Here is a 24,882-nt window from a genome sequence, read left to right as displayed (position 1 = left end):
TTATGCCTGAAATAAATCAAAAATCAGTTAGCTAAAGGCAGGCGACGATACAGTTCAATCATGTCTTCGGCTAAATCCTGAATCACCATCGCATTCATCAGGTGATCCTGCGAATGAACAGTAATCAAGTTAACTGGCAGTTTGCCAGTACCTTCGTCTAAGCCGATAAGCTGGGTCTGGATTTTGTGAGCATGTTTCACAAACTCACGGGATTCTTCCATCGCTTGTTGAGCTGCTGCAAAATCACCTTTGCGTGCCATTTGCAGAGCTGTCAGTGCCTGGCTACGTGCGCTACCGGCATTGACCAACAATTCCATGATAATCGTTTCTAAATCTTCCACGTCTTATGACTCCATCATTTTCATGGCTTTATCCAGCACGACATCGCCTTTCATCATGCCGTAATCCATCATATCGATGACAGCCACGGTTTTACCCATGGGTTCTGCAATCGCCTGTAGCTTGGCGTGTTCATATTTAACTTGTGGGCCTAACAGCACAATATCGGCGGTGTCGATATTGTCTTTGAATTCGGCAACCGGCACTGCCTTGATAGAGACTTCAATACCTTTCTTCTGAGCGGCGTCCTTCATGCGTTGGACCAAAATGCTAGTCGACATACCCGCTGCACAACACAAAACGATATTCTTCATAGATCTGCTCTCAGTGTCCGTTGGATATACAGATAATTATCCGTGACGCCTCGATACAACAACCGCTTTGCGATGATTGTGTGTGAGGTATCACAAAAGAAACTCGTATGAGCTGAAACCGGTTACATATCGCGTTTCCCTGGTAGCTTGCGATTGTGGAGCTGCTCACAAAACCAGCTTAATCCTGGTAAACCTCATTGTGCTCCATTGACAGAAAACCCTGAACTACATAGTCTTCAATTTAGTGGTATATACCACTTACATCAAAACCAGCACAGTGAGCCACAACATGCAAAATTTCACTGCTTTTATGGAAAGGAAAATATTGCCTCTGGCAATGAAGATTGAAGGGAATGATTATCTCTCGGCCATTAAAGATGGCTTCATTCGGATTATGCCATTTTTAATTATTGGTTCTTTCTTTTTGCTGATAGCGAATTTACCTATTCCCGGTTATAGCGAATTTATTATTCGAATTTTCGGTGAGCATTTTATTGGGCAACTGAATTATATTCTTGATGCCACTTATTCTGTGATGGCATTGCTGGTGGTAGTCAGTACCAGTATCAGCCTCGCAAAGCGCTGGCAGTTAAATGAAATATCCTGTGTGTTAATTTCACTGGTGGCTTTTTTAATTGTTACGCCGTTCAGAATGCCACAAGAAAATGGCGGCGCAATCACGGATGTCATTCCGACCTTTGCGCTTGGTGCGCAGGGGCTTTTCCTGTCTTTAATTGTCACGCTGGTGGCGGTTCGGCTCTACAGGTTGTTCAACCATCCACGGCTGATGATTTCAATGCCGGACAGCGTTCCGCCAGCGGTTGCCAATAGCTTCAGCTCGCTCATTCCGTCATTTTTGATTGTTGTTATCTTCTGGCTGCTTCGTCTGGTCTTTGAAATCACGCCGTTTGGTACGGCCCAGGAGATGATTTTCAAAGTGCTGCAAGCACCGATGATGCATCTTGGTAACACGCTACCATCGCAGATGGTTGCAGAGTTCTTTGTCAGCTTCTTCTGGTTTTTCGGGCTGCATGGCGACTCTATCGTTACTGCCATCATGGGGCCAATCTGGCGTTCATTAACGCTTGAAAACATGCAGGCAATGAAACAAGGATTACCACCGGTCAACATCATTACTCAACAGTTTCGTGATGTGTTTTTGATTTGTGGCGGGACTGGATTTACCCTGGCGATGCTGTTGGTGATGTTGTTCCGCGCGAAGAGCAAACGCATGCGTGAAATCGCCAAACTTGCCTCTCCAGCCGCCATTTTTAATATTAATGAGCCCATTATATTTGGCGTTCCCATTGCTCTAAATCCACTGTTGTTTATCCCCTTTATTATCGTTCCGGTTGTGCTTTGCGTCATAACCTATAGCGCTATGGCTTTTGGCTGGCTGCCATTGACATCGGGTCTGGAAATTCCCTGGACTACACCTATTTTCATCAGCGGTTTTTTAATCTGCGGCTGGAAAGGTATGTTGTTCCAGGCCATTAACCTCGCGGTCGCGATGACAATTTATTATCCGTTCGTTATGACGCTGGATAAGCAGTATCTGCGAGAAGAAAACGAGCTGGAAGAAAATATCGTTAATCAGGATGAAATAGCCCTGGAATATAAAGAAGGATTACGTAATGAATAATAAATTAAAGATAGTGACCATCGGTGGCGGCAGTTCATATACGCCGGAGATTATCGAAGGTTTTATCCAACGCTATGCAGAAATGCCGATTAAAGAAATCTGGCTCGTGGACGTAGAAGCCGGACGCGAAAAGCTCGAGATTGTTGGAAACCTGGCAAAACGCATGGTTGAGGCTGCTGGCATCGACTGCCAGGTACATCTCACCCTCGACAGGCGTGAAGCGCTGAAAGATGCTGATTTTGTCACCACCCAACTACGTGTGGGGCAACTTGATGCGCGTATTAAAGACGAACGCATTCCATTGTCACATGGGTTAATTGGGCAGGAGACAAACGGTGCGGGCGGGCTGGCCAAAGCTTTGCGCACCATTCCGGTCATTCTGGATATCTGCCGCGACATGGAAGAGCTTTGTCCGGACGCGTGGCTGATTAACTTCACCAATCCGAGTGGCATCGTCACTGAAGCGGTTATCAAGCACAGCAAAATTAAATGCGTTGGGCTATGTAATTTATCCCAGTCAATGCAACGCATGGTGGCAGAAATTCTCGGTGTAGATAAATCTCGCTTCTTGCTGCAACTCGTTGGCTTAAACCATTTCCTGTATGGCACCCATGTCTACATGGATGGCAAAGATGTCATGCCAGACGTGCTGAAAAACCTTAAATATGACACTGAACACAAACCGAAAAATATCCCGGACATTCCGTGGCTTCAGGAGCAAATCCAGCATCTTGGCGTGATCCCATGCCCATATCACCAGTATTACTACGCCACCAGTGATGTGCTGGAAAAGCAGCTTCAGGAATTCGAAGAACATGGAACTCGTGGCGAAGTGGTGCAAGCGGTTGAGCATGAGTTATTTGAGCTGTACAGAAATCCACAGCTGCATGAAAAACCAAAACTGCTTGAGCAGCGCGGTGGGGCTTATTACTCCGAAGCAGCCTGCGAGCTAATCAGTGCAATTTACAACGATAAAAATCTCCTGATGACAGTTAACGTGCGCAACAACGGGGCAATTCGTTCACTGCCGGATAACGTCGCCATTGAAACGACCTGCGTTATTGGGCGCTACGGTGCGATTCCGCTGAACAACGATCCGTTGCCTGCCACTGTTTCAGGTTTAGTTTCTCTGATGAAAGCCTGGGAAGAAATGGCGGTCGAAGCCGCTGTCACCGGTGACTACGGTGCAGCTTTGCAAGCGTTAACCCTGAACCCGTTGGTTCCTTCGGGAAAAGTAGCAAAAGTGGTGCTTGATGAATTACTCGAAGCGCACCGCGAATATCTGCCGCAATTCTTTAAGGAATGAGATTTTTACGGCTGCGCATTCTGAAGAGGTCGCCACGGTTGTAACTCCACGAGTAGTTAAACACCGTGCCGTCCTCAAGCCAGGTGCTCTCTTTGATGTGCAACATGGGGGAGTTAACGGGGATGTCTAGCAGGGCCGCCATTACATCGTCAAACAAGCTGGCTCCTACCATTGAGTCTGTGCCGCCGATTTTTTGCTGGCACTTCTCTTCGATGAAGGCGTAAAGCGAGTGGTTTTGCAGAACGTCGTCGTCAATGGCATCGACAATCGCTAACGGAATGTAGCTGTCCTCAACTAGCACCGGCGTGCCATCAAACAGGCGAACGCGGCGGATAGCATGTACAGGCTCGTTTTCAGGCACGCCAAACTGGTTTGCAAGGTATTCACCGGCAGGTTGCTGGACATGGTAAATCAGCCGGCTGGTGATGGTGACTTTGCCACTGAGTTCTTTCGTGACGCCTAGCGCACTGCTTTCGCCGTCTGGGTTGAGCAAATAAACCGGTGGCGCAAAAGCGCGATTTACGTAGGTACCTTTGCCGACCACTTTTTTAACCAGGCCTTCTTGTTCCATATGGGCAATGGCTTTTTGCACCGTAGCACGCGTGACCTGGTAGGTTTCCGCCAGTTCGCGTTCAGAAGGGATCAGGGAGCCAACCGGGTACTTTTGGTTCTGAATATCGCTTTTCAGCGTATCGCGAATAAGGATGTACACCGGTTTCATGGTTCCCCCGATAGGGTTGTTAACGAATAAAAGTGCGAGTGTCGGCATGCTAAAGCAATTTTCCGGCGCGGCGCAAGTTCCATAAGAGGTGGAAAATAAACATGTTAAATCATAATGAAGCGTACTGGCAGCAAAAGGGAGCCAGTTTAACCGTTGAAGCCATCGTGGCTCAGCCACGTCTGTGGGAAGAAGGGCTAGCACAAATCAAAGCGCGTCAGTCGGATGTTGAAGCATTTTGGGCTAAATGCGATCCCGGTATGCGTATCCTCATTACTGGCGCGGGTTCATCTTTGTTGGCTGCACAGGCGAGCGTGAATTGGTTGCGTAGTGTGGTACCAAATCAAATTGATGTGGTGCCGGCAACCGACCTGGTACTCATGCCTGAAAGCTTACAAGAAAATACCGTGTTGGTTTCTGTGAGTAGTTCAGGTAACACACCAGAAACCGTTAAGGTTGTGGAGCGTGCTCTCGCAACGTATCCGAAAATGCGCCACCTCGCGGTGACAAATAATGCCAGTAGCCGCCTGGCTCAGCTTGCGCAGCAGCATCCCGAAGGGCTTTTTGTCCCGGTACCAGAGGGCACCTCTAACGGTAGCTTTGCCGCCACTTCCGAATTCACGGTTCCCCTGTGGTATTTGATGTTGCTGGTGGCTCCCGCGGGCTGGCCTGAAGCAGAAAAAGTCCTGCCGATTTTACAACGTGGTTTGAACCATTTCCTGGGCACCTATGCCGCGGATATCGAACAGTGGGCGGCAGAGTCTCGCAACAATGTCGTGGTGGTGGGTTCCCTGTCGCTAAAAGCCGTTGCCTGTGAAACCAGTCTCAAACTGCTGGAAATGGGTAACGGCCAGGTGATGACAGCCTGGCATTCAATGCTGGAATTCCGCCATGGGCCAAAGCTTATTATCAACCGCGATGCCACCGTCATCGGTTATCTTGCCGCGCGTGCCGACATCCACCGCTATGACAGTGACATGATGGCGGAGCTGACACGTGAGCGAAGCGCCACCGCGCAAATTATTGCCATCGGTCATGATGCTCTACCTGCTAGCGCTAAACCGGGGGATCGTTATTTTCATTTTGCCTCTCCGGAACTGGCGGATTACCACGAATCGTGGGCTACGTTAATTTATGTGGTGTTCGCACAACTGGCTGGGCTTTACCGTGCTATTGAGCTGGGCGTCACGCCTGATACGCCTTCCCGTGATGGTAAAGTCGCGAAGGTCGCGAAAGTCACCGTCTACTAATGGGAAGGTGGGGCGGCAATGAGAAGGGATGAGTTGCCGCCCCAGCCGGGTTTGCATTCCGACAGGGGCGACAATATTTTACTGAAGCCATCAAGACAACGGTGAATGAACCACTCTTCGGCACGGCTCGGGAAGCATTTTGCTTGTCCTGCAAACTTGCAATGCTACTGCGAGGCTCTTCCCAAAAAACTATCCCAATCCTTCCAGACAGGTTGTAAACCGGAATGTGTTAAGGCGGCTGCAACTTCTGCAGGTGTGCGTCCGTCGTGTGGCGCAAACTGTTCAAGCTCGGGATGATTATCGGCGTAGCCTCCGGGCTGGGTTTTGGAGAATGCACTGACGTTATTAATCGCAAGCGGGATCATATGGTCGCGGAACCAGGGCGATTCACGGGTAGAAAGCGAAAGCTCCACGTCTGGCGAAAGCAGACGAAACGCGCAAATCACCTGCACCAGCTGGCTTTCTGTCATCACCGATGCCGGTTCTACGCCACCTGCGCAAGGGCGTAATCGTGGAAATGAAATCGAATAGCGGCTTTGCCAGTAGTTTTGCTGAAGCCATAGTAAATGCTCTGCCACCATAAAACAGTCGGTACGCCAGCTATCCGATAAACCAATTAACGCACCGAGGCCAATTTTATCGATCCCCACACGACCAAGCCTGTCCGGTGTTTCCAGCCGCCAAAAGAAGTCCTGTTTGTTACCGCGCAAATGATGTTGCGCATAGACTGCCTGATGATAGGTTTCCTGATAAACCATGACGCCATCCAGGCCGAGGGTTTTCAGTTCGCCATACTCATGTTCATCCAGCGGCTGAACCTCCATTTGCAGCGAGCTGAACTGGCGACGAATCGTGGGCAGGTGCTGGCGGAAATAATCCATTCCCACTTTGCTCTGGTGTTCACCGGTCACCAACAGCAAATGCTCAAAGCCTAATTTGCGAATCGCCGCGCATTCCCGTTCAATCTCGTGCTCGTCCAGTGTTTTACGTTTGAGTTTGTTGCTCATCGAAAAACCGCAGTACGTGCAGTCGTTAGCGCACAGGTTCGAGAGATAAAGCGGCACGTAAAAACTCACCGTGTTACCAAACCGCTGGCGAGTTAAATGCTGTGCCTGCTGTGCGAGCGGTTCCAGATATTGGCTGGCTGCGGGCGAAAGCAGTGCCATGAGATCGTCGCGAGTAATTTTGCTGCTGCTCAATGCCCGTTCTACATCGGCAGCTGTTTTGCTGTTGATGCTAAGCCGGATGTCGTCCCAGTCCAGTTCACGCCAGCGGTCAGTGAAAGTTCGGGCCATCACGCATCCTCCTGGCCGAATTGCAGAAATTGCGTTAGTGGGCTGGAAGCCTGCGCATGCTGGTGGCGAGAGCCCAGTCCAGACTGCGCCGCGATTGCACCAGCTTCCACGGCCAAACGAAAAGCGTGTGCCATCTGAACTGGGTCGCGTGCCACAGCAATGGCGGTGTTAACCAGCACTGCGCAAGCCCCCATTTCTAACGCTTCCGCGGCGTGGCTTGGCGCACCAATTCCCGCATCAACTATCACCGGCACCCGGGCTTGCTCGATGATAATCTCCAACAGCGCCCGGGTTTGTAAGCCCTGATTTGACCCAATGGGAGCGCCTAACGGCATTACCGCCGCGCATCCTGCCTCTTCAAGCCGTTTGCATAAAACTGGATCGGCACCGCAATAAGGCAGTACCACAAACCCCAGTTTGACGAGCTTCTCAGCCGCTTTCAGCGTTTCGATCGGGTCGGGTAACAAATAGCGAGCATCCGGATGGATTTCCAGTTTTAGCCAGTTTGTGCCGAGCGCTTCACGTGCCAATTGGGCAGCAAAAATCGCTTCTTCAGCTGTTTTTGCACCGGAAGTGTTAGGCAGCAATTGCACGCCAGATTCGAGTAATGGCGCGAGGATAGCATCGTTATGGTTACGCAAATCGACACGTTTCATCGCCATCGTGACTAACTGTGAGCCAGAAGCGCGAATCGCTTCAACCATCATCTGTGGTGAGGAGAATTTCCCGGTGCCAGTAAACAAGCGTGATGAGAAAGTTTTATCAGCAATCTTTAGCATGTTAGCCCCCGGCTATAGCCTGAAAAAGCAGGATCTGGTCGCCATCACTCAACAAATAAGTTTCCCATTGCTCACGCGGAATGATGGTCTGGTTGATCGCCAGCGCGACGCCTGGCTGCAAGAAACGCAATTGTTCCAGCAGCTTTGCCAATGTCAGGTTTTCCACGCATTGTATCGGCTCGTCGTTAAACTGAATGTGCATCTTGCCCTCCGCATACCGGGCAGCCCGCCGCTTTCTGCATAGCGAGGGTGCGCCAGCTATGTTGACGGCCGTCGAACAGGCGCAAAGAACCGCTGGCCGGGAGCATTCCGCTCAGTAGTTTTATCGCTTCCAGTGCCTGCAATGTTCCCATTACACCCACCACCGGGCCGATGATTCCTGCGGTGCGGCAATTACGTTCCGGCTCGTGTTCATCCGGCCACACACAGCGATAACAGCCATTTTCCCACGGCGGTGTCAGCACCATCAGTTGCCCGCCAAAACCGACTGCGCTGGCGGAAATCAGCGGCTTGCTATGCGTAACGCACGCCGCGTTAATAGCATGACGCGTTGCCAGGTTGTCGCTGCAATCCAGTACTAAATCGGCGTTTTTTACCGTCTGCCTGAGTAATTTTCCCGCCAGCCGTTCACTAATAACCTGAAGTTCGATATCAGGATTAAGTTGCTGTAGATGGCGTTGGGCGACCAGGGATTTTGGTTGGTCTAGATCGTTTGAAGTGAACAAAATCTGGCGCTGAAGATTGCTAATATGCACAAGGTCATCGTCAGCCAGAATCAGCGTACCAACGCCCGCCGCAGCCAGATACAGCGCGGCTGGCGAACCTAGTCCGCCAAGCCCGACGATTAACACTTTGCTGGCGAGCAGTTTTTGCTGCCCTTCAATGGCGATGTCTTCCAGCAGCATCTGGCGGCTGTAACGCATGAAATCGGCATCATTCATCGCCGGCTCCCACAAGCTCCAGTAGCTGTGCGGTTGCCGCTCGCCAGTCTGGAGCCAGAGTAATTGCGCTCACCACCGCGACACTTCCAACGCCCGTGGCGAGTACCGCCGGAACGCGTTCAATACTTATCCCACCGATGGCGACAGTCGGGTAATCGCCCAACGTTTTGATATGCGCTGCGAGTTGCGAAAGCCCTTGCGGGGCCGACGGCATCTGCTTGGTGTTGGTAGGGAAAACATGCCCCAGCGCAATGTAAGAGGGGCGCGCCGACAGGGCGCGATCCATTTCCATATTGTCATGCGTGGAAAGCCCGAGGCGCAGGCCCGCATCGCGAATGGCATCCAGATTGGCAACGTCCATATCTTCCTGGCCCAGATGTACGCCGTAAGCGCGATGCTTGATTGCCAGTTGCCAGTAATCGTTGATGAACAGACGAGCTTTGGAGCTATGGGCGAGTTTGATTGCCGCAACAATATCGGCTTCAACCTCATCGTCACGCTTATCTTTGATACGCAACTGAATAGTGCGCACGCCTGCTTCTAGCAAACGGGCAATCCATTCAACGCTATCTACTACCGGATACAAGCCCAGCCGTCGTGGGACAGGGGGGAATGCGGATTGATTTATCACACTTCCTCCTGACGCAGATAAATTTCGCCACCTTTCGCACGGAAAGATTGCGACATGTCTTCCATACCAACTTCAATGGCTTGTTTGGCGGCGAAATCGCGGACTTCCTGGGAGATTTTCATTGAGCAGAACTTTGGCCCGCACATCGAACAGAAGTGCGCAACTTTGCCGGATTCCTGCGGCAACGTTTCATCGTGATAAGCGCGCGCGGTGAACGGGTCTAACGCGAGATTAAACTGGTCTTCCCAACGGAATTCGAAGCGCGCTTTTGACATGGCGTTGTCGCGGATTTGTGCGCCAGGGTGGCCTTTTGCCAGGTCTGCGGCATGTGCCGCAATCTTGTAAGTAATCAGCCCTTGTTTCACATCTTCTTTGTTTGGCAGGCCGAGATGCTCTTTTGGCGTGACATAACACAGCATCGCGCAACCAAACCAGCCGATCATCGCAGCACCAATGCCTGAAGTGAAATGGTCGTAACCTGGTGCGATGTCTGTGGTTAACGGCCCGAGGGTATAGAATGGTGCTTCGTGGCAATGCTCCAGTTCTTCGGTCATGTTGCGGCGGATCATCTGCATCGGCACATGTCCTGGGCCTTCAATCATCACCTGTACGTCATATTCCCAGGCGATTTTGGTTAACTCGCCCAGCGTGTGGAGTTCAGAGAATTGAGCTTCATCGTTGGCATCCTGAATAGAGCCGGGGCGCAGGCCGTCGCCTAAAGAGAGTGAAACGTCGTAAGCCGCGCAGATTTCACAGATTTCGCGGAAGTGTTCATACAGGAAGTTTTCCTGATGATGCGACAGGCACCATTTCGCCATTATTGAGCCGCCGCGCGAGACAATGCCAGTGAGGCGTTTCGCGGTCATTGGCACGTAGCGCAGCAGCACACCAGCGTGAATCGTGAAGTAGTCCACACCTTGCTCGGCTTGTTCCAGCAGTGTGTCGCGGAACATTTCCCAGGTCAGGTCTTCAGCGATGCCATTTACTTTTTCCAGCGCCTGATAGATAGGCACGGTGCCGATTGGCACTGGGCTGTTACGTAAAATCCATTCGCGGGTTTCGTGGATATAGCGGCCAGTGGAGAGGTCCATTACCGTGTCTGCGCCCCAACGCGTTGACCACACCAGTTTTTCTACTTCTTCTTCAATGGACGATGTGACCGCCGAGTTACCGATATTGGCATTCACTTTAACGAGGAAATTACGCCCGATAATCATCGGTTCGGATTCAGGATGGTTAATGTTGGCTGGGATAATGGCGCGGCCAGCCGCGACTTCTTCGCGCACAAATTCAGGCGTGATATTTTCCGGCAGCCGGGCACCAAAGCCCTGGCCTGGATGCTGGTGGCGTAACACTTCATCCCGAATGCGTTCCCGGCCCATATTTTCACGGATCGCGATGAACTCCATTTCCGGCGTCACGATTCCCTGGCGTGCATAGTGCAGTTGCGTGACGGTTTTCCCGGCTTTAGCGCGCTGAGGCGTGAGTTGTGTTTCAAAACGCAATTCGTCCAGACCGTCATCAGCAAGGCGCTCTTTGGTGTAGACAGAGCTGCGGTCGGTCAGGATTTCGCAATCATTACGTTCGGCAATCCAGTTTTCCCGTAGTGGCGACAACCCGCGCAGCACATCAATGTTGATAGCCGGGTCGCCGTAGGCGCCAGACGTGTCATACACCGGAATGGCATCGTTAGGGATGAATTGCGGCTTTTCTTTGCTGCCACCCGTGGTGGTTGGGCTTAGTTGGATTTCACGCATTGGCACGCGAATATCATCACGCGAACCAGTGAGGTAAATACGCTGAGAGTTAGGGAAAGCGGTGCCTTCCAGGGTATTGATAAAATGTTGGGCAGCAGCGCGCTGTTCGCGGCGGTTTGATTTTTTTTCAGTAATAGACATAGCTCATTCCAGTGGTTATCAGGAAGTGGCTTGTCAGAACAACGGAGGAGTAATGAATGTGGACCGCCCGAACACGGGGGAACCCAAAAGCAGAATTACTCTTGTTCCCTTCGCAGGTATTAGCCTGATCAGGTTCCGCGGATCCCGAATTAACGGTCTCAGCCGGTGCTTGACGCACTCGGCACTCCGACAAGAAGAAACCCGTATTACTACGGGTCGCTATGTAAACTACTCGTTAACAACGCAGAACTCAAGCAGGGCGTGCCAGCCCGCCGCTCTCATTAGCACTGTTATCTAAATCGTGGTTGGATGCTAACAGAATGAGCTTATCTTCCAGCGAAAAACGTGATTCCAGCGCTTCACCGATACCGGACAACGCTTTCTGGAACTCAATGTAGTTATCATCATCGATCGCGCTCTCGAGATGCGAATCGTAGAAATCCATGATGTGCTGGGTATTGGCTTCAATCTGAGAGTAGAGGTGAGTGGCGGCTAAATGTGGGTTACTGCCTTCCATTTCACTGATAATACGTTCATAAATATTGAAATGGCCGGATGAAAGATAATCCACCAGGTTGTGGCAAAAAGTATCCAGAGCCTTTTCATCGAGCGCAGTATGGGATTCCTTGTTAGGCTTTATCCCAACCATATTGTAGTAAGCCACCAATAATTGTTTGCGGGCATGAAGCCATTGGTCGATTAACGCATTACTACCACCAACGCGCTCAGTCAGATTTTCTAACTGGTTAAGCATGATTGACTCCGTGAGTAAAATGTAGCGCAAACGTACCCAAAATAGTTATGACTATTTGTTTATACCAGCGAACTCGGGGATGTGCACCAGGTTATGGAACGTGTAATTCAAAAGTTAGATCAAGGCTGGTTTATCGTCAGTCATGAGCAAAAATTGTGGTTACCAAAAGGTGAACTACCTCACGGAGCAGCGCAAGAATTCCAGCTTGATGGTGCGATGGGGATGCCCATCGGTGAGTGGGAAAATGAGCCGGTATGGCTGGTGCGGCAAAATCGCCGTGCGGATATGGGCTCTGTTCGTCAGGTCATTGACCAGGATGTGGGGTTGTTCCAGCTCGCCGGGCGTGGTGTGCAACTGGCGGAGTTCTATCGCTCGCACAAATTCTGCGGTTATTGCGGCCATGAGATGCACGTCAGCAAAACCGAATGGGCGATGCTGTGCAGCCATTGCCGCGAACGCTACTACCCGCAAATCTCACCGTGCATCATTGTGGCTATTCGCCGCGATGACCATATCCTGCTTGCCCAACACACGCGCCATCGCAACGGGATTTACACGGTATTGGCTGGGTTTGTTGAAGTCGGGGAAACCCTTGAACAAGCGGTGACACGGGAAGTCATGGAAGAAAGCAGTATCCGCGTGAAGAATTTACGCTATGTGACGTCGCAGCCGTGGCCGTTCCCGCAATCGCTGATGACCGCATTCATGGCGGAATATCACAGCGGTGAGATTGAAATCGACCCGAAAGAGTTACTTGATGCAGGTTGGTATCGCTACGATCAATTGCCATTATTGCCTCCGCCAGGCACGGTGGCGCGCCGTTTGATTGAAGATACTGTCGCCCTGTGTCGCGCGGAATATGAGTGATAAACTGGCGGCATACAGCCAAAGGAAATTAAACATGACTGAACTGAAGAACGATCGTTACCTACGGGCGCTGCAACGCCAGCCTGTAGATACCACGCCAGTATGGATGATGAGGCAGGCGGGTCGTTACTTGCCAGAATATAAAGCGACGCGTGCCCAGGCCGGCGATTTTATGTCACTGTGCAAAAACGCTGAGTTGGCTTGCGAAGTGACTCTGCAACCGCTGCGTCGCTACAAGCTTGATGCAGCGATCCTCTTCTCTGACATCCTCACCGTGCCTGATGCGATGGGGCTTGGTCTCTATTTTGAAGCGGGTGAAGGCCCACGTTTTCGCGCACCGATTACCAGCCGCGCCGATGTTGAAAAACTGCCCATTCCTGATCCAGAAGATGAACTGGGTTATGTGATGAATGCAGTGCGTACCATTCGCCGTGAGCTAAAAGGCGAAGTACCGTTGATTGGTTTTACCGGCAGCCCGTGGACGTTGGCGACTTATATGGTTGAAGGTGGTAGCAGCAAAGCCTTTACCGTTATCAAAAAGATGATGTATGCCGACCCGCAAGCGCTGCATCTTCTGCTCGACAAGCTGGCGCAAAGCGTCACGCTGTATCTGAATGCGCAAATCAAAGCGGGTGCGCAGTCGGTGATGATTTTCGATACCTGGGGCGGCGTGTTGACCGGGCGTGATTATCAGCAGTTCTCGCTGTATTACATGCATAAGATCATTGATGGCCTGCTGCGTGAAAACGAAGGTCGTCGTGTGCCGGTGACGATGTTTACCAAAGGCGGCGGCCAGTGGCTGGAAGCAATGGCTGAAACCGGCTGTGATGCGCTGGGGTTAGACTGGACGACCGACATTGCCGACGCTCGCCGTCGTGTGGGCCATAAAGTGGCGTTGCAGGGTAATATGGACCCGTCCATGCTGTATGCGCAACCGGCTCGCATTGAAGAAGAAGTGGCGACTATTCTGGCTGGGTTCGGTAAAGGCGAAGGGCATGTCTTTAACCTGGGCCACGGTATTCACCAGGATGTTCCACCAGAACACGCGGGTGCATTTGTCGAAGCGGTGCACCGTTTGTCGAAGCCGTATCACCAGTAAGGATCGGGGATGGATCTTGCAAGCTTGCGCGCACAACAGATCGAACTCGCTTCACAGGTCTGCCGCGAGGATCGCTTTGATCAAGATCCTCCCCGGTTAATCGCCGGGGCTGACGTTGGTTTTGAGCAGGGTGGTGATGTGACACGAGCCGCAATCGTACTGTTGAAATATCCTTCCCTCGAGCTGGTTGAATATCAGGTGGCGCGTGTCGCCACCACCATGCCTTATATCCCCGGATTCCTTTCGTTTCGCGAATATCCCGCACTGCTTGCCGCGTGGGAAATGCTATCGCAAAAACCTGACCTGCTGTTTGTCGATGGCCACGGCATTTCGCACCCACGGCGTTTGGGCGTTGCTGCCCATTTTGGCCTACTGGTGGATGTGCCGACGATTGGCGTTGCCAAGAAACGCTTGTGTGGGAAGTTTGACGCGCTCTCTGAAGAACCTGGCGCTTGCCAGTTGCTGACCGACAAAGGTGAAGCGCTTGCCTGGGTGCTGCGCAGTAAAAAGCGCTGCAACCCGCTGTTTGTCTCAACAGGCCATCGTGTCAGCCTTGATACCGCGTTGTTATGGGTTAATCGTTGCCTGGCAGGTTACCGTTTACCCGAGCCGACTCGCTGGGCGGATGCCGTAGCTTCGGGGCGTCCGGCTTTCACTCGGTGGCAAGCAATTCAAGGGTGATTAAGGTAAACTGCCGCTAATATTCCGTCTTTGAGACATCGTTATGTTACAAAACCCAATCCATCTGCGCCTTGAGAAACTGGAAAGCTGGCAGCATGTCACTTTCATGGCTTCTTTATGCGAACGTATGTACCCGAATTACGCCATGTTCTGCCAGCAGACCGAATTTGGTGATCCTCAACTGTATCGCCGCATTCTCGATTTGATTTGGGAAACATTGACGGTCAAAGATGCGAAAGTTAACTTTGATAGCCAACTCGAGAAATTCGAAGAAGGTATTCCAGTTGCTGATGACTACGATATTTACGGTGTTTATCCGGCAATCGATGCTTGCGTTGCGCTGAGTGAATTACTTCATTCACGTCTTTCAGGGGAAACGCTGGAACACGCAATTGAAGTCAGCAAGGCATCAATTACGACTGTTGCTATGTTAGAAATGACCCAGGCTGGTCGCGAAATGACCGACGAAGAACTGAAAGAAAACCCTGCTGTTGAAGAGGAATGGGACATTCAGTGGGAGATTTTCCGTCTGTTGGCTGACTGCGAAGAACGTGATATTGAGTTGATCAAAGGGCTTCGCTCGGACCTGCGCGAGGCGGGTAGCAGCAATATTGGTATAATTTTTCAGCAGTAAGACAGCAAAACGTGACTTACAGTCCGAATTGTCACCCCTGAAGGCTTCCAATTAGCCCCCCGTCTGGTCTACATTTGTGGGGCGAAAAATAGTGGCTATCGGTGCGTGTATGCAGGAGAGTGCTTTTTTGGCATTTCCGTCGCACTCGATGCTTAGCAAGCGATAAACACATTGTAAGGATAACTTATGAACAAGACTCAACTGATTGATGTAATTGCTGACAAGGCTGACCTGTCTAAAGTACAGGCTAAAGCTGCTCTGGAATCCACTCTGGCTGCAATTACTGAGTCTCTGAAAGAAGGTGATGCTGTACAACTGGTTGGTTTCGGTACCTTCAAGGTAAACCACCGTGCTGAGCGCACTGGCCGCAACCCGCAAACCGGTAATGAAATCAAAATCGCCGCAGCTAACGTGCCGGCATTTGTTTCAGGCAAAGCACTGAAAGACGCTGTTAAGTAAGTTAACAAGTGTCAGTGAACAGTTTTAGCAGGGGGGCGTTTACGCCCCTTTTGTTTGTCTGGCGTCCTTTGGCCGTTCTGACAGGCACATTGCTGTTAATGGCATGCAGCAGCAAACCTCCTCTCCCGCCATTTACCGCGAGCGGCTATATTGCCGATCAAGGTGTTGTGCGCATTTGGCGTAAAGACAACAGTGATGATGACACTATCCGCATGCTTACGGCGTTTAGCCCGAGGCAGAAGGGTGCAACCACCACCAGTGATTACCGTTGGCAGGGTGAGCAACTCATTTCGATTGAAATGACGATTTTGAGTCAGCCGTCAGAGCACGTAAAAGTGCGTTTTGACGATCACGGCGAACTGAGCTTTATGCAGCGCGAAGTAGACGGTCAAAAGCAGCAGCTCTCTAACGACCAAATCGCCTTGTATCAATATCAGGCGAGCCAGATGAAAGCCACAAGTGAAGCATTGCGTACTGGGCGTGTTGTTTTGCGACAAGGGCGCTGGCACAGCAATGGTACAGTGACGACCTGTGAAGGCGAGACAATCGAACCCAATCTCGATAGCGCGGCGCTAAGCCATATTGCGAATCGACAACGTCACTCATCGATGGATGTCAGCATTGCGTGGCTGGAAGCACCAGAAGGTTCACAACTATTACTGGTGGCGAATCAGGACTTCTGTAGCTGGCAACCGAAGCCTGCGAAATTCTAGATAAAAAAACCGCCACGCGGGCGGTCTTTCAGGAGCACTTCGAGTCTTATTTCGCGTTTTCACGCTCAATGGCACGATAACCAATGTCTGAGCGGCTAAAACTGCCATCCCAGTGGATATCCTTCATTAACTCATAAGCTCGCTGCTGCGCTTGTGCGACGGTATCGCCTAATGCGGTCACGCACAGAACGCGACCACCATTAGTCACCACCATATCGTCTTCACGCAATTTGGTTCCGGCGTGGAATACTTTGCCGTCTGCGACTTCTTCAAGTGGCAGACCGTGAATCACATCACCGTGACGGTAATCGGCAGGGTAGCCGCCAGCCGCCATCACTACACCCAGAGATGGGCGCTCGTCCCACTTCGATGTTGTCACGTCCAGCTTGCCATCACATGCGGCGAGGCACAGCTCAACCAGGTCTGATTGTAGGCGCAGCATAATAGGCTGGGTTTCAGGGTCGCCAAAGCGGCAGTTAAACTCGATAACCTTTGGGTTACCTTGCTTGTCGATCATCAGCCCGGCATACAGGAAACCGGTATAGGTATTCCCTTCAGCTGCCATGCCGCGCACGGTCGGCCAGATAACCAGATCCATAGCACGCTGGTGGACTTCATCAGTCACGACCGGAGCCGGGGAGTACGCACCCATACCGCCAGTATTCGGGCCGCTATCGCCATCGCCAACACGCTTATGATCCTGGCTGGTGGCCATTGGTAACACGTTTTCGCCGTCTACCATGACAATGAAGCTGGCTTCTTCGCCATCAAGGAACTCTTCCACCACGATACGGTGGCCGGCATCACCAAATGCGTTACCCGCCAGCATATCGTTAACGGCGGCTTCTGCTTCTTCCAGCGTCATAGCGACAATCACGCCTTTACCTGCGGCCAGGCCATCGGCCTTAATCACAATCGGTGCACCTTTTTCACGGACGTAGGCCAGAGCAGGCTCCACTTCGGTGAAGTTCTGGTATTCAGCAGTTGGGATTTTATGGCGAGCCAGGAAATCCTTGGTAAAGGCTTTAGAGCCTTCTAACTGCGCGGCACCTTGGGTTGGGCCAAAGATTTTCAGACCAGCGGCACGGAAGGCATCAACCACGCCAATCACCAGTGGTGCTTCCGGGCCAACAATCGTCAGGTCGATTTTTTCATTTTGCGCAAAACTCAACAGAGCAGGAATGTCCGTCGGGTTAATCGCCACGTTCTGCAAAGCAGGTTCCAGAGCTGTACCGGCATTGCCTGGTGCAACGAATACCGTGCGTACCAATGGCGACTGTGACGCTTTCCAGGCCAGCGCATGTTCGCGCCCACCATTACCTATCACTAATACTTTCATTTATAGATGCTCCAGGATTAATGGCGGAAGTGGCGCATGTCTGTGAAGATCATCGCGATCCCATGTTCGTCAGCGGCGGCAATCACTTCGTCATCGCGGATCGAGCCGCCAGGCTGGATAACACAGCTCACGCCAACTGCCGCTGCGGCATCAATACCGTCACGGAATGGGAAGAAGGCATCAGACGCCATTGCTGAACCTTTCACTTCCAGGCCTTCATCGCTTGCTTTGATACCGGCGATTTTGGCGGAGTAAACACGGCTCATCTGGCCCGCACCTATACCGATAGTCATATTCTCGCGGGCATAGACAATCGCGTTGGACTTCACGAACTTCGCCACCTTCCAGCAGAACAACGCATCACGTAGTTCTTGCTCTGTCGGCTGGCGCTTGCTGACAACACGCAGGTCTGCGGCCGTCACCATACCCAGATCGCGATCCTGTACTAACACACCGCCGTTAACGCGTTTGAAATCCAGACCCGGAACACGCTGCTGCCACTGGCCGCAAGTCAGAACGCGAACGTTTTGTTTAGCGGAAGTAATCTTCAGCGCTTCAACGCTTGCTGACGGGGCAATAATCACTTCGACAAACTGGCGAGAGATAATCGCCTGCGCGGTTTCGGCATCCAGTTCACGGTTGAACGCGATGATGCCGCCGAATGCGGAAGTTGGGTCGGTTTTATAGGCGCGGTCGTATGCATCAAATAAGGAATCGCTGACAGCCACGCCGCAAGGGTTGGCGTGCTTCACGATTACGCAGGCAGGCTCGCTGAACTCTTTCACACATTCCAGTGCTGCATCGGTATCAGCAATGTTGTTATAAGAGAGCGCTTTGCCCTGAACTTGTGTCGCGGTGGCAACCGACGCTTCTTTAATTTCTTCTTCTATATAGAAGGCGGCTTGCTGGTGGCTGTTTTCACCGTAGCGCATATCCTGCTTCTTAATGAAGTTCAGGTTCATCGTGCGAGGGAAGCGACCGGAAGGATCTTTGCTTTCGCCATGATAGGCAGGAACCATGCTACCGAAGTAGTTGGCGATCATGCTGTCGTAAGCGGCGGTGTGCTCGAAAGCCTTAATCGCCAAATCGAAACGAGTCTCGAGCGTCAGGGATCCTTCGTTAGCATCCAGCTCGCTAATGATCGCTTCGTAGTCACTGCTCTTTACTACGATTGCGACATCTTTATGGTTCTTCGCCGCCGAGCGCACCATGGTTGGGCCGCCGATATCAATATTCTCTACCGCATCTTCCAGAGAGCAACCTTCGCGGGCAACAGTCTGGGCGAATGGATAGAGGTTGACGACAACCATATCAATCGGGGAGATAGCGTGTTGTTCCATGATGGCATCATCCTGGCCGCGACGACCCAGAATGCCGCCGTGGACTTTTGGATGCAGGGTTTTGACACGTCCATCCATCATCTCCGGGAAACCGGTGTAGTCAGAGACTTCGGTTACCGGCAGGCCAGCTTTAGCCAGCAGATGAGCGGTTCCGCCAGTGGACAGCAGCTCCACGCCACGTTGGGAGAGCGCCTGGGCGAATTCGACGATACCGGCTTTGTCAGAAACACTGAGCAGAGCGCGGCGTACAGGACGACGTTGTTGCATGGTTTGATCCCTTAGCTTTGGTTCGCATATAGAAGAGCGTTAGCTGAATTTTAGTTATTTTCCCTAAAACTCAGCTAACGCCCCAAAACGGGGTGTCCTTTTAATGCGGGGGCATTGTAGCGAAAACGTTTGCGTCACGCTCGCAAAATTTGGGACTTCATCACAATTGTGGATAACTTTGTGCACAACTGCGTATAAGGCGGGGTTTTGCTGGGGATTGCAGCAGTCAGTCAAATTACTGCATATTTAGGCTTGCAGCCTCAGCAGAACTCCCTATAATGCGCCTCCATCGACACGGAACATGTGAACAACATCACAGAGTAACGGCGGCGATGAGAGTCAAATATCCTGAAATTAAGGGTTGACTCTGAAAGAGGAAAGCGTAATATACGCCACCTCGAGTTAGCAAGCGAAAGCGCCTAACTCACTGCTCTTTAACAATTTATCAGACAATCTGTGTGGGCACTCGCAGGATTGATATCTCAGATACCTTCGGGTATCAAAAAAATATCAAGTCTTGAAGAGTGACCAAGCAGTAATTCATTTAGTTGAATTATTACGAAAGTTAATTTTTGAGCACCGCTTCACGAGTTGAAGCAAATCAAGCTTTTAATTGAAGAGTTTGATCATGGCTCAGATTGAACGCTGGCGGCAGGCCTAACACATGCAAGTCGAGCGGTAGCACAGGGAGCTTGCTCCTGGGTGACGAGCGGCGGACGGGTGAGTAATGTCTGGGAAACTGCCTGATGGAGGGGGATAACTACTGGAAACGGTAGCTAATACCGCATAACGTCTTCGGACCAAAGAGGGGGACCTTCGGGCCTCTTGCCATCAGATGTGCCCAGATGGGATTAGCTAGTAGGTGAGGTAATGGCTCACCTAGGCGACGATCCCTAGCTGGTCTGAGAGGATGACCAGCCACACTGGAACTGAGACACGGTCCAGACTCCTACGGGAGGCAGCAGTGGGGAATATTGCACAATGGGCGCAAGCCTGATGCAGCCATGCCGCGTGTATGAAGAAGGCCTTCGGGTTGTAAAGTACTTTCAGCGAGGAGGAAGGCGTTAAGGTTAATAACCTTGGCGATTGACGTTACTCGCAGAAGAAGCACCGGCTAACTCCGTGCCAGCAGCCGCGGTAATACGGAGGGTGCAAGCGTTAATCGGAATTACTGGGCGTAAAGCGCACGCAGGCGGTCTGTCAAGTCGGATGTGAAATCCCCGGGCTCAACCTGGGAACTGCATTCGAAACTGGCAGGCTAGAGTCTTGTAGAGGGGGGTAGAATTCCAGGTGTAGCGGTGAAATGCGTAGAGATCTGGAGGAATACCGGTGGCGAAGGCGGCCCCCTGGACAAAGACTGACGCTCAGGTGCGAAAGCGTGGGGAGCAAACAGGATTAGATACCCTGGTAGTCCACGCCGTAAACGATGTCGACTTGGAGGTTGTTCCCTTGAGGAGTGGCTTCCGGAGCTAACGCGTTAAGTCGACCGCCTGGGGAGTACGGCCGCAAGGTTAAAACTCAAATGAATTGACGGGGGCCCGCACAAGCGGTGGAGCATGTGGTTTAATTCGATGCAACGCGAAGAACCTTACCTACTCTTGACATCCAGAGAATTTGCTAGAGATAGCTTAGTGCCTTCGGGAACTCTGAGACAGGTGCTGCATGGCTGTCGTCAGCTCGTGTTGTGAAATGTTGGGTTAAGTCCCGCAACGAGCGCAACCCTTATCCTTTGTTGCCAGCGGTTCGGCCGGGAACTCAAAGGAGACTGCCAGTGATAAACTGGAGGAAGGTGGGGATGACGTCAAGTCATCATGGCCCTTACGAGTAGGGCTACACACGTGCTACAATGGCGCATACAAAGAGAAGCGACCTCGCGAGAGCAAGCGGACCTCATAAAGTGCGTCGTAGTCCGGATCGGAGTCTGCAACTCGACTCCGTGAAGTCGGAATCGCTAGTAATCGTAGATCAGAATGCTACGGTGAATACGTTCCCGGGCCTTGTACACACCGCCCGTCACACCATGGGAGTGGGTTGCAAAAGAAGTAGGTAGCTTAACCTTCGGGAGGGCGCTTACCACTTTGTGATTCATGACTGGGGTGAAGTCGTAACAAGGTAACCGTAGGGGAACCTGCGGTTGGATCACCTCCTTACCTAATAGATACGAACTTGCGTAGTGCTCACACAGATTGTCTGATAGAAAACGAGCAGTAAAACCTTATAGGCTTGTAGCTCAGGTGGTTAGAGCGCACCCCTGATAAGGGTGAGGTCGGTGGTTCAAGTCCACTCAGGCCTACCAAACTTCTCTCCATGCTGTGTTGCGACCCCGCTCACATACTTTAGTATGCTTCGCGGTGACGCGCCTTGCCTGATGAGAAGTTAAAGGTAAATCAAAAGGTTTTACGAAATCGATGGGGCTATAGCTCAGCTGGGAGAGCGCCTGCCTTGCACGCAGGAGGTCAGCGGTTCGATCCCGCTTAGCTCCACCATCATTTCATGCTCACCCAATACTTCTAAGTGTACTGTTTAACAGTGTGCTGAGAAGTATTTGCTCTTTAAAAATCCGGAACAAGCTGAAAATTGAAACGACATGTCGTCTCATTCCTCCGTAATAAGGAATGGGAATACGATATGTTCGAGTCTCTCAAATTTTCACAACATACGATTGTGTCTTACGAGACATCTTCGGGTTGTGAGGTTAAGCGACTAAGCGTACACGGTGGATGCCCTGGCAGTCAGAGGCGATGAAGGACGTGCTAATCTGCGATAAGCGTCGGTAAGGTGATATGAACCGTTATAACCGACGATTTCCGAATGGGGAAACCCAGTGTGATTCGTCACACTATCGTTAAGTGAATACATAGCTTAACGAAGCGAACCGGGGGAACTGAAACATCTAAGTACCCCGAGGAAAAGAAATCAACCGAGATTCCCCCAGTAGCGGCGAGCGAACGGGGAGCAGCCCAGAGTCTGAATCAGTTTGTGTATTAGTGGAAGCGTCTGGAAAGTCGCAGGGTACAGGGTGATACTCCCGTACACAAAAATGCACATGCTGTGAACTCGAAGAGTAGGGCGGGACACGTGGTATCCTGTCTGAATATGGGGGGACCATCCTCCAAGGCTAAATACTCCTGACTGACCGATAGTGAACCAGTACCGTGAGGGAAAGGCGAAAAGAACCCCGGCGAGGGGAGTGAAACAGAACCTGAAACCGTGTACGTACAAGCAGTGGGAGCCTCTTTTATGGGGTGACTGCGTACCTTTTGTATAATGGGTCAGCGACTTATATTCTGTAGCAAGGTTAACCGTATAGGGGAGCCGCAGGGAAACCGAGTCTTAACTGGGCGTTAAGTTGCAGGGTATAGACCCGAAACCCGGTGATCTAGCCATGGGCAGGTTGAAGGTTGGGTAACACTAACTGGAGGACCGAACCGACTAATGTTGAAAAATTAGCGGATGACTTGTGGCTGGGGGTGAAAGGCCAATCAAACCGGGAGATAGCTGGTTCTCCCCGAAAGCTATTTAGGTAGCGCCTCGTGAACTCATCTTCGGGGGTAGAGCACTGTTTCGGCTAGGGGGCCATCCCGGCTTACCAACCCGATGCAAACTCCGAATACCGAAGAATGTTATCACGGGAGACACACGGCGGGTGCTAACGTCCGTCGTGAAGAGGGAAACAACCCAGACCGCCAGCTAAGGTCCCAAAGTCATGGTTAAGTGGGAAACGATGTGGGAAGGCACAGACAGCCAGGATGTTGGCTTAGAAGCAGCCATCATTTAAAGAAAGCGTAATAGCTCACTGGTCGAGTCGGCCTGCGCGGAAGATGTAACGGGGCTAAACCATGCACCGAAGCTGCGGCAGCGACGCTTATGCGTTGTTGGGTAGGGGAGCGTTCTGTAAGCCGTTGAAGCTGGACTGTGAGGTCTGGTGGAGGTATCAGAAGTGCGAATGCTGACATAAGTAACGATAAAGCGGGTGAAAAACCCGCTCGCCGGAAGACCAAGGGTTCCTGTCCAACGTTAATCGGGGCAGGGTGAGTCGACCCCTAAGGCGAGGCCGAAAGGCGTAGTCGATGGGAAACAGGTTAATATTCCTGTACTCGGTGTTACTGCGAAGGGGGGACGGAGAGGGCTATGTTAGCCGGGCGACGGTTGTCCCGGTTTAAGCATGTAGGCGGAGAGTTTAGGTAAATCCGGACTCTTATTCAACGCTGAGGTGTGATGACGAGGCACTACGGTGCTGAAGTAACAAATGCCGCACTTCCAGGAAAAGCCTCTAAGCATCAGGTAGCATCAAATCGTACCCCAAACCGACACAGGTGGTCAGGTAGAGAATACCAAGGCGCTTGAGAGAACTCGGGTGAAGGAACTAGGCAAAATGGTGCCGTAACTTCGGGAGAAGGCACGCTGTCGGTAGGTGAAGCGATTTACTCGTGGAGCTGAAGGCAGTCGAAGATACCAGCTGGCTGCAACTGTTTATTAAAAACACAGCACTGTGCAAACACGAAAGTGGACGTATACGGTGTGACGCCTGCCCGGTGCCGGAAGGTTAATTGATGGGGTTAAGCGCAAGCTGAAGCTCTTGATCGAAGCCCCGGTAAACGGCGGCCGTAACTATAACGGTCCTAAGGTAGCGAAATTCCTTGTCGGGTAAGTTCCGACCTGCACGAATGGCGTAATGATGGCCAGGCTGTCTCCACCCGAGACTCAGTGAAATTGAAATCGCTGTGAAGATGCAGTGTACCCGCGGCAAGACGGAAAGACCCCGTGAACCTTTACTATAGCTTGACACTGAACACTGGTCCTTGATGTGTAGGATAGGTGGGAGGCTTTGAAGCGAGGACGCCAGTTCTTGTGGAGCCAACCTTGAAATACCACCCTTTAATGGCTGGTGTTCTAACGTAGACCCGTAATCCGGGTTGCGGACAGTGTCTGGTGGGTAGTTTGACTGGGGCGGTCTCCTCCTAAAGCGTAACGGAGGAGCACGAAGGTTAGCTAATCACGGTCGGACATCGTGAGGTTAGTGCAAAGGCATAAGCTAGCTTGACTGCGAGAGTGACGGCTCGAGCAGGTGCGAAAGCAGGTCTTAGTGATCCGGTGGTTCTGAATGGAAGGGCCATCGCTCAACGGATAAAAGGTACTCCGGGGATAACAGGCTGATACCGCCCAAGAGTTCATATCGACGGCGGTGTTTGGCACCTCGATGTCGGCTCATCACATCCTGGGGCTGAAGTAGGTCCCAAGGGTATGGCTGTTCGCCATTTAAAGTGGTACGCGAGCTGGGTTTAGAACGTCGTGAGACAGTTCGGTCCCTATCTGCCGTGGGCGCTGGAGAATTGAGGGGGGCTGCTCCTAGTACGAGAGGACCGGAGTGGACGCATCACTGGTGTTCGGGTTGTCATGCCAATGGCATTGCCCGGTAGCTAAATGCGGAAAAGATAAGCGCTGAAAGCATCTAAGCGCGAAACTTGCCCCGAGATGAGTTCTCCCTGACCCTTTAAGGGTCCTGAAGGAACGTTGAAGACTACGACGTTGATAGGCTGGGTGTGTAAGCGTAGCGATACGTTGAGCTAACCAGTACTAATGATCCGTGAGGCTTAACCTTACAACACCGAAGGT

General features: G+C 51.6%; 21 protein-coding genes, 2 tRNA genes, 2 rRNA genes and 1 riboswitch. Of the genes, 13 read left to right on the top strand and 12 right to left on the bottom strand.

Annotated elements, in window-relative coordinates:
- Nucleotides 1–23 precede the first annotated feature (23 nt).
- Both MNO13_RS23130 and MNO13_RS23125 read right to left on the bottom strand, forming a co-directional pair.
- Nucleotides 24–341, bottom strand: a complete 318-nt coding sequence (locus MNO13_RS23130) for a PTS lactose/cellobiose transporter subunit IIA (RefSeq protein ID WP_064541387.1) — start codon at nucleotides 339–341, stop codon at nucleotides 24–26.
- Nucleotides 342–344: 3 nt separating this feature from the next.
- A complete protein-coding gene (locus MNO13_RS23125; RefSeq protein WP_064541379.1) occupies nucleotides 345–653 on the bottom strand; it encodes a PTS sugar transporter subunit IIB in 309 nt (102 codons plus the stop codon).
- Nucleotides 654–942: 289 nt separating this feature from the next.
- Between MNO13_RS23125 and MNO13_RS23120 the strand changes: the two genes are divergently transcribed.
- Nucleotides 943–2,295: a PTS sugar transporter subunit IIC gene (locus MNO13_RS23120; protein ID WP_133523181.1), complete on the top strand. Its 1,353-nt coding sequence runs from the start codon at nucleotides 943–945 to the stop codon at nucleotides 2,293–2,295.
- Nucleotides 2,288–3,601 carry a 6-phospho-beta-glucosidase gene (locus MNO13_RS23115; RefSeq protein WP_121814552.1) on the top strand — a complete coding sequence of 438 codons (1,314 nt, stop codon included), beginning with the start codon at nucleotides 2,288–2,290 and terminating at the stop codon, nucleotides 3,599–3,601. Before MNO13_RS23120 ends, MNO13_RS23115 begins: the two co-directional genes overlap by 8 nt.
- Here MNO13_RS23115 and MNO13_RS23110 read toward each other — a convergent pair.
- Nucleotides 3,591–4,370, bottom strand: a complete 780-nt coding sequence (locus MNO13_RS23110) for a GntR family transcriptional regulator (protein WP_083963232.1) — start codon at nucleotides 4,368–4,370, stop codon at nucleotides 3,591–3,593. The two genes, MNO13_RS23115 and MNO13_RS23110, sit on opposite strands and share 11 nt — an antisense overlap.
- Before the next feature lie 53 nt (nucleotides 4,371–4,423).
- Between MNO13_RS23110 and MNO13_RS23105 the strand changes: the two genes are divergently transcribed.
- Nucleotides 4,424–5,569 (top strand): SIS domain-containing protein, encoded by a 1,146-nt coding sequence (locus MNO13_RS23105; protein ID WP_064541375.1) that lies wholly within the window; start codon nucleotides 4,424–4,426, stop codon nucleotides 5,567–5,569.
- Nucleotides 5,570–5,733: 164 nt separating this feature from the next.
- Here MNO13_RS23105 and thiH read toward each other — a convergent pair whose 3' ends face one another.
- From thiH to rsd, 7 genes are all read right to left on the bottom strand, one after another.
- Nucleotides 5,734–6,864: a 2-iminoacetate synthase ThiH gene (thiH, locus tag MNO13_RS23100; RefSeq protein ID WP_121814551.1), complete on the bottom strand. Its 1,131-nt coding sequence runs from the start codon at nucleotides 6,862–6,864 to the stop codon at nucleotides 5,734–5,736.
- Nucleotides 6,864–7,643 carry a thiazole synthase gene (thiG, locus tag MNO13_RS23095; RefSeq protein ID WP_064541368.1) on the bottom strand — a complete coding sequence of 260 codons (780 nt, stop codon included), beginning with the start codon at nucleotides 7,641–7,643 and terminating at the stop codon, nucleotides 6,864–6,866. The genes thiH and thiG overlap by 1 nt, the downstream gene beginning before the upstream one ends.
- 1 nt (nucleotide 7,644) lies before the next feature.
- Complete coding sequence (gene thiS / locus MNO13_RS23090; protein WP_241939356.1) at nucleotides 7,645–7,845, bottom strand: sulfur carrier protein ThiS; 201 nt, start codon at nucleotides 7,843–7,845, stop codon at nucleotides 7,645–7,647.
- Nucleotides 7,829–8,584 (bottom strand): HesA/MoeB/ThiF family protein, encoded by a 756-nt coding sequence (locus MNO13_RS23085; protein WP_241939355.1) that lies wholly within the window; start codon nucleotides 8,582–8,584, stop codon nucleotides 7,829–7,831. The genes thiS and MNO13_RS23085 overlap by 17 nt, the downstream gene beginning before the upstream one ends.
- Nucleotides 8,577–9,212: a thiamine phosphate synthase gene (thiE, locus tag MNO13_RS23080; RefSeq protein WP_232887436.1), complete on the bottom strand. Its 636-nt coding sequence runs from the start codon at nucleotides 9,210–9,212 to the stop codon at nucleotides 8,577–8,579. Before thiE ends, MNO13_RS23085 begins: the two co-directional genes overlap by 8 nt.
- Complete coding sequence (thiC, locus tag MNO13_RS23075; RefSeq protein WP_133523179.1) at nucleotides 9,212–11,113, bottom strand: phosphomethylpyrimidine synthase ThiC; 1,902 nt, start codon at nucleotides 11,111–11,113, stop codon at nucleotides 9,212–9,214. Before thiC ends, thiE begins: the two co-directional genes overlap by 1 nt.
- Before the next feature lie 88 nt (nucleotides 11,114–11,201).
- A riboswitch (TPP riboswitch) is annotated at nucleotides 11,202–11,312 on the bottom strand.
- Nucleotides 11,313–11,363: 51 nt separating this feature from the next.
- Nucleotides 11,364–11,867 (bottom strand): sigma D regulator, encoded by a 504-nt coding sequence (gene rsd, locus MNO13_RS23070; protein WP_241939354.1) that lies wholly within the window; start codon nucleotides 11,865–11,867, stop codon nucleotides 11,364–11,366.
- Nucleotides 11,868–11,960: 93 nt separating this feature from the next.
- On the opposite strand from rsd, the gene nudC reads away from it, so the two are divergent.
- From nudC to MNO13_RS23040, 6 genes are all read left to right on the top strand, one after another.
- Complete coding sequence (nudC, locus tag MNO13_RS23065) at nucleotides 11,961–12,734, top strand: NAD(+) diphosphatase (protein WP_064541351.1); 774 nt, start codon at nucleotides 11,961–11,963, stop codon at nucleotides 12,732–12,734.
- Nucleotides 12,735–12,768: 34 nt separating this feature from the next.
- Complete coding sequence (hemE, locus tag MNO13_RS23060; RefSeq protein ID WP_064541349.1) at nucleotides 12,769–13,833, top strand: uroporphyrinogen decarboxylase; 1,065 nt, start codon at nucleotides 12,769–12,771, stop codon at nucleotides 13,831–13,833.
- Between the two features lie 9 nt (nucleotides 13,834–13,842).
- The gene (gene nfi, locus MNO13_RS23055; protein WP_064541346.1) at nucleotides 13,843–14,514 is read left to right on the top strand and encodes a deoxyribonuclease V; all 672 of its coding nucleotides are present in this window, start codon (nucleotides 13,843–13,845) and stop codon (nucleotides 14,512–14,514) included.
- Between the two features lie 43 nt (nucleotides 14,515–14,557).
- Nucleotides 14,558–15,148, top strand: coding sequence for a YjaG family protein (locus MNO13_RS23050; RefSeq protein ID WP_064541343.1), 591 nt, complete (start codon nucleotides 14,558–14,560; stop codon nucleotides 15,146–15,148).
- 186 nt (nucleotides 15,149–15,334) lie between these two features.
- Entirely contained in the window at nucleotides 15,335–15,607 is a 273-nt protein-coding gene (hupA, locus tag MNO13_RS23045; RefSeq protein ID WP_032615913.1) for a nucleoid-associated protein HU-alpha, read from the top strand.
- A gap of 14 nt (nucleotides 15,608–15,621) precedes the next feature.
- Complete coding sequence (locus MNO13_RS23040) at nucleotides 15,622–16,320, top strand: DUF1481 domain-containing protein (RefSeq protein WP_064541404.1); 699 nt, start codon at nucleotides 15,622–15,624, stop codon at nucleotides 16,318–16,320.
- 46 nt (nucleotides 16,321–16,366) lie between these two features.
- Here MNO13_RS23040 and purD read toward each other — a convergent pair whose 3' ends face one another.
- Together purD and purH are read right to left on the bottom strand one after the other, a co-directional pair.
- Nucleotides 16,367–17,659: a phosphoribosylamine--glycine ligase gene (purD, locus tag MNO13_RS23035; protein ID WP_064541340.1), complete on the bottom strand. Its 1,293-nt coding sequence runs from the start codon at nucleotides 17,657–17,659 to the stop codon at nucleotides 16,367–16,369.
- A 17-nt stretch (nucleotides 17,660–17,676) separates the two neighbouring features.
- Nucleotides 17,677–19,266: a bifunctional phosphoribosylaminoimidazolecarboxamide formyltransferase/IMP cyclohydrolase gene (purH, locus tag MNO13_RS23030; protein WP_237931507.1), complete on the bottom strand. Its 1,590-nt coding sequence runs from the start codon at nucleotides 19,264–19,266 to the stop codon at nucleotides 17,677–17,679.
- A 610-nt stretch (nucleotides 19,267–19,876) separates the two neighbouring features.
- Here purH and MNO13_RS23025 point away from each other — a divergent pair.
- From MNO13_RS23025 to MNO13_RS23010, 4 genes are all read left to right on the top strand, one after another.
- Nucleotides 19,877–21,416, top strand: a 16S ribosomal RNA gene (locus MNO13_RS23025).
- A 69-nt stretch (nucleotides 21,417–21,485) separates the two neighbouring features.
- Nucleotides 21,486–21,562 (top strand) — tRNA-Ile (locus MNO13_RS23020).
- Nucleotides 21,563–21,676: 114 nt separating this feature from the next.
- Nucleotides 21,677–21,752 (top strand) — tRNA-Ala (locus tag MNO13_RS23015).
- A 207-nt stretch (nucleotides 21,753–21,959) separates the two neighbouring features.
- Nucleotides 21,960–24,868, top strand: a 23S ribosomal RNA gene (locus MNO13_RS23010).
- The 16S and 23S rRNA genes sit together here with 2 tRNA genes alongside, the layout of an rRNA operon.
- Nucleotides 24,869–24,882 lie beyond the last annotated feature (14 nt).

It is taken from the genome of Buttiauxella ferragutiae, assembly GCF_022637515.1.
GTDB classification, from domain to species: domain Bacteria; phylum Pseudomonadota; class Gammaproteobacteria; order Enterobacterales; family Enterobacteriaceae; genus Buttiauxella; species Buttiauxella ferragutiae.
Note: the sequence above shows the minus strand (reverse complement) of the source record. Positions and strands in the feature narration are given on the sequence as shown.

Coding starts and splice junctions, on each gene's coding strand:
- MNO13_RS23085 (WP_241939355.1), bottom strand. CDS start 8,584: ATGAATGATGCCGATTTCATGCGTTACAGCCGCCAGATGCTGCTGGAA.
- MNO13_RS23050 (WP_064541343.1), top strand. CDS start 14,558: ATGTTACAAAACCCAATCCATCTGCGCCTTGAGAAACTGGAAAGCTGG.
- purH (WP_237931507.1), bottom strand. CDS start 19,266: ATGCAACAACGTCGTCCTGTACGCCGCGCTCTGCTCAGTGTTTCTGAC.
- MNO13_RS23120 (WP_133523181.1), top strand. CDS start 943: ATGCAAAATTTCACTGCTTTTATGGAAAGGAAAATATTGCCTCTGGCA.
- MNO13_RS23115 (WP_121814552.1), top strand. CDS start 2,288: ATGAATAATAAATTAAAGATAGTGACCATCGGTGGCGGCAGTTCATAT.
- thiH (WP_121814551.1), bottom strand. CDS start 6,864: ATGGCCCGAACTTTCACTGACCGCTGGCGTGAACTGGACTGGGACGAC.
- MNO13_RS23105 (WP_064541375.1), top strand. CDS start 4,424: ATGTTAAATCATAATGAAGCGTACTGGCAGCAAAAGGGAGCCAGTTTA.
- thiG (WP_064541368.1), bottom strand. CDS start 7,643: ATGCTAAAGATTGCTGATAAAACTTTCTCATCACGCTTGTTTACTGGC.
- MNO13_RS23110 (WP_083963232.1), bottom strand. CDS start 4,370: ATGCCGACACTCGCACTTTTATTCGTTAACAACCCTATCGGGGGAACC.
- nudC (WP_064541351.1), top strand. CDS start 11,961: ATGGAACGTGTAATTCAAAAGTTAGATCAAGGCTGGTTTATCGTCAGT.
- thiC (WP_133523179.1), bottom strand. CDS start 11,113: ATGTCTATTACTGAAAAAAAATCAAACCGCCGCGAACAGCGCGCTGCT.
- MNO13_RS23125 (WP_064541379.1), bottom strand. CDS start 653: ATGAAGAATATCGTTTTGTGTTGTGCAGCGGGTATGTCGACTAGCATT.
- hemE (WP_064541349.1), top strand. CDS start 12,769: ATGACTGAACTGAAGAACGATCGTTACCTACGGGCGCTGCAACGCCAG.
- hupA (WP_032615913.1), top strand. CDS start 15,335: ATGAACAAGACTCAACTGATTGATGTAATTGCTGACAAGGCTGACCTG.
- rsd (WP_241939354.1), bottom strand. CDS start 11,867: ATGCTTAACCAGTTAGAAAATCTGACTGAGCGCGTTGGTGGTAGTAAT.
- thiS (WP_241939356.1), bottom strand. CDS start 7,845: ATGCACATTCAGTTTAACGACGAGCCGATACAATGCGTGGAAAACCTG.
- purD (WP_064541340.1), bottom strand. CDS start 17,659: ATGAAAGTATTAGTGATAGGTAATGGTGGGCGCGAACATGCGCTGGCC.
- nfi (WP_064541346.1), top strand. CDS start 13,843: ATGGATCTTGCAAGCTTGCGCGCACAACAGATCGAACTCGCTTCACAG.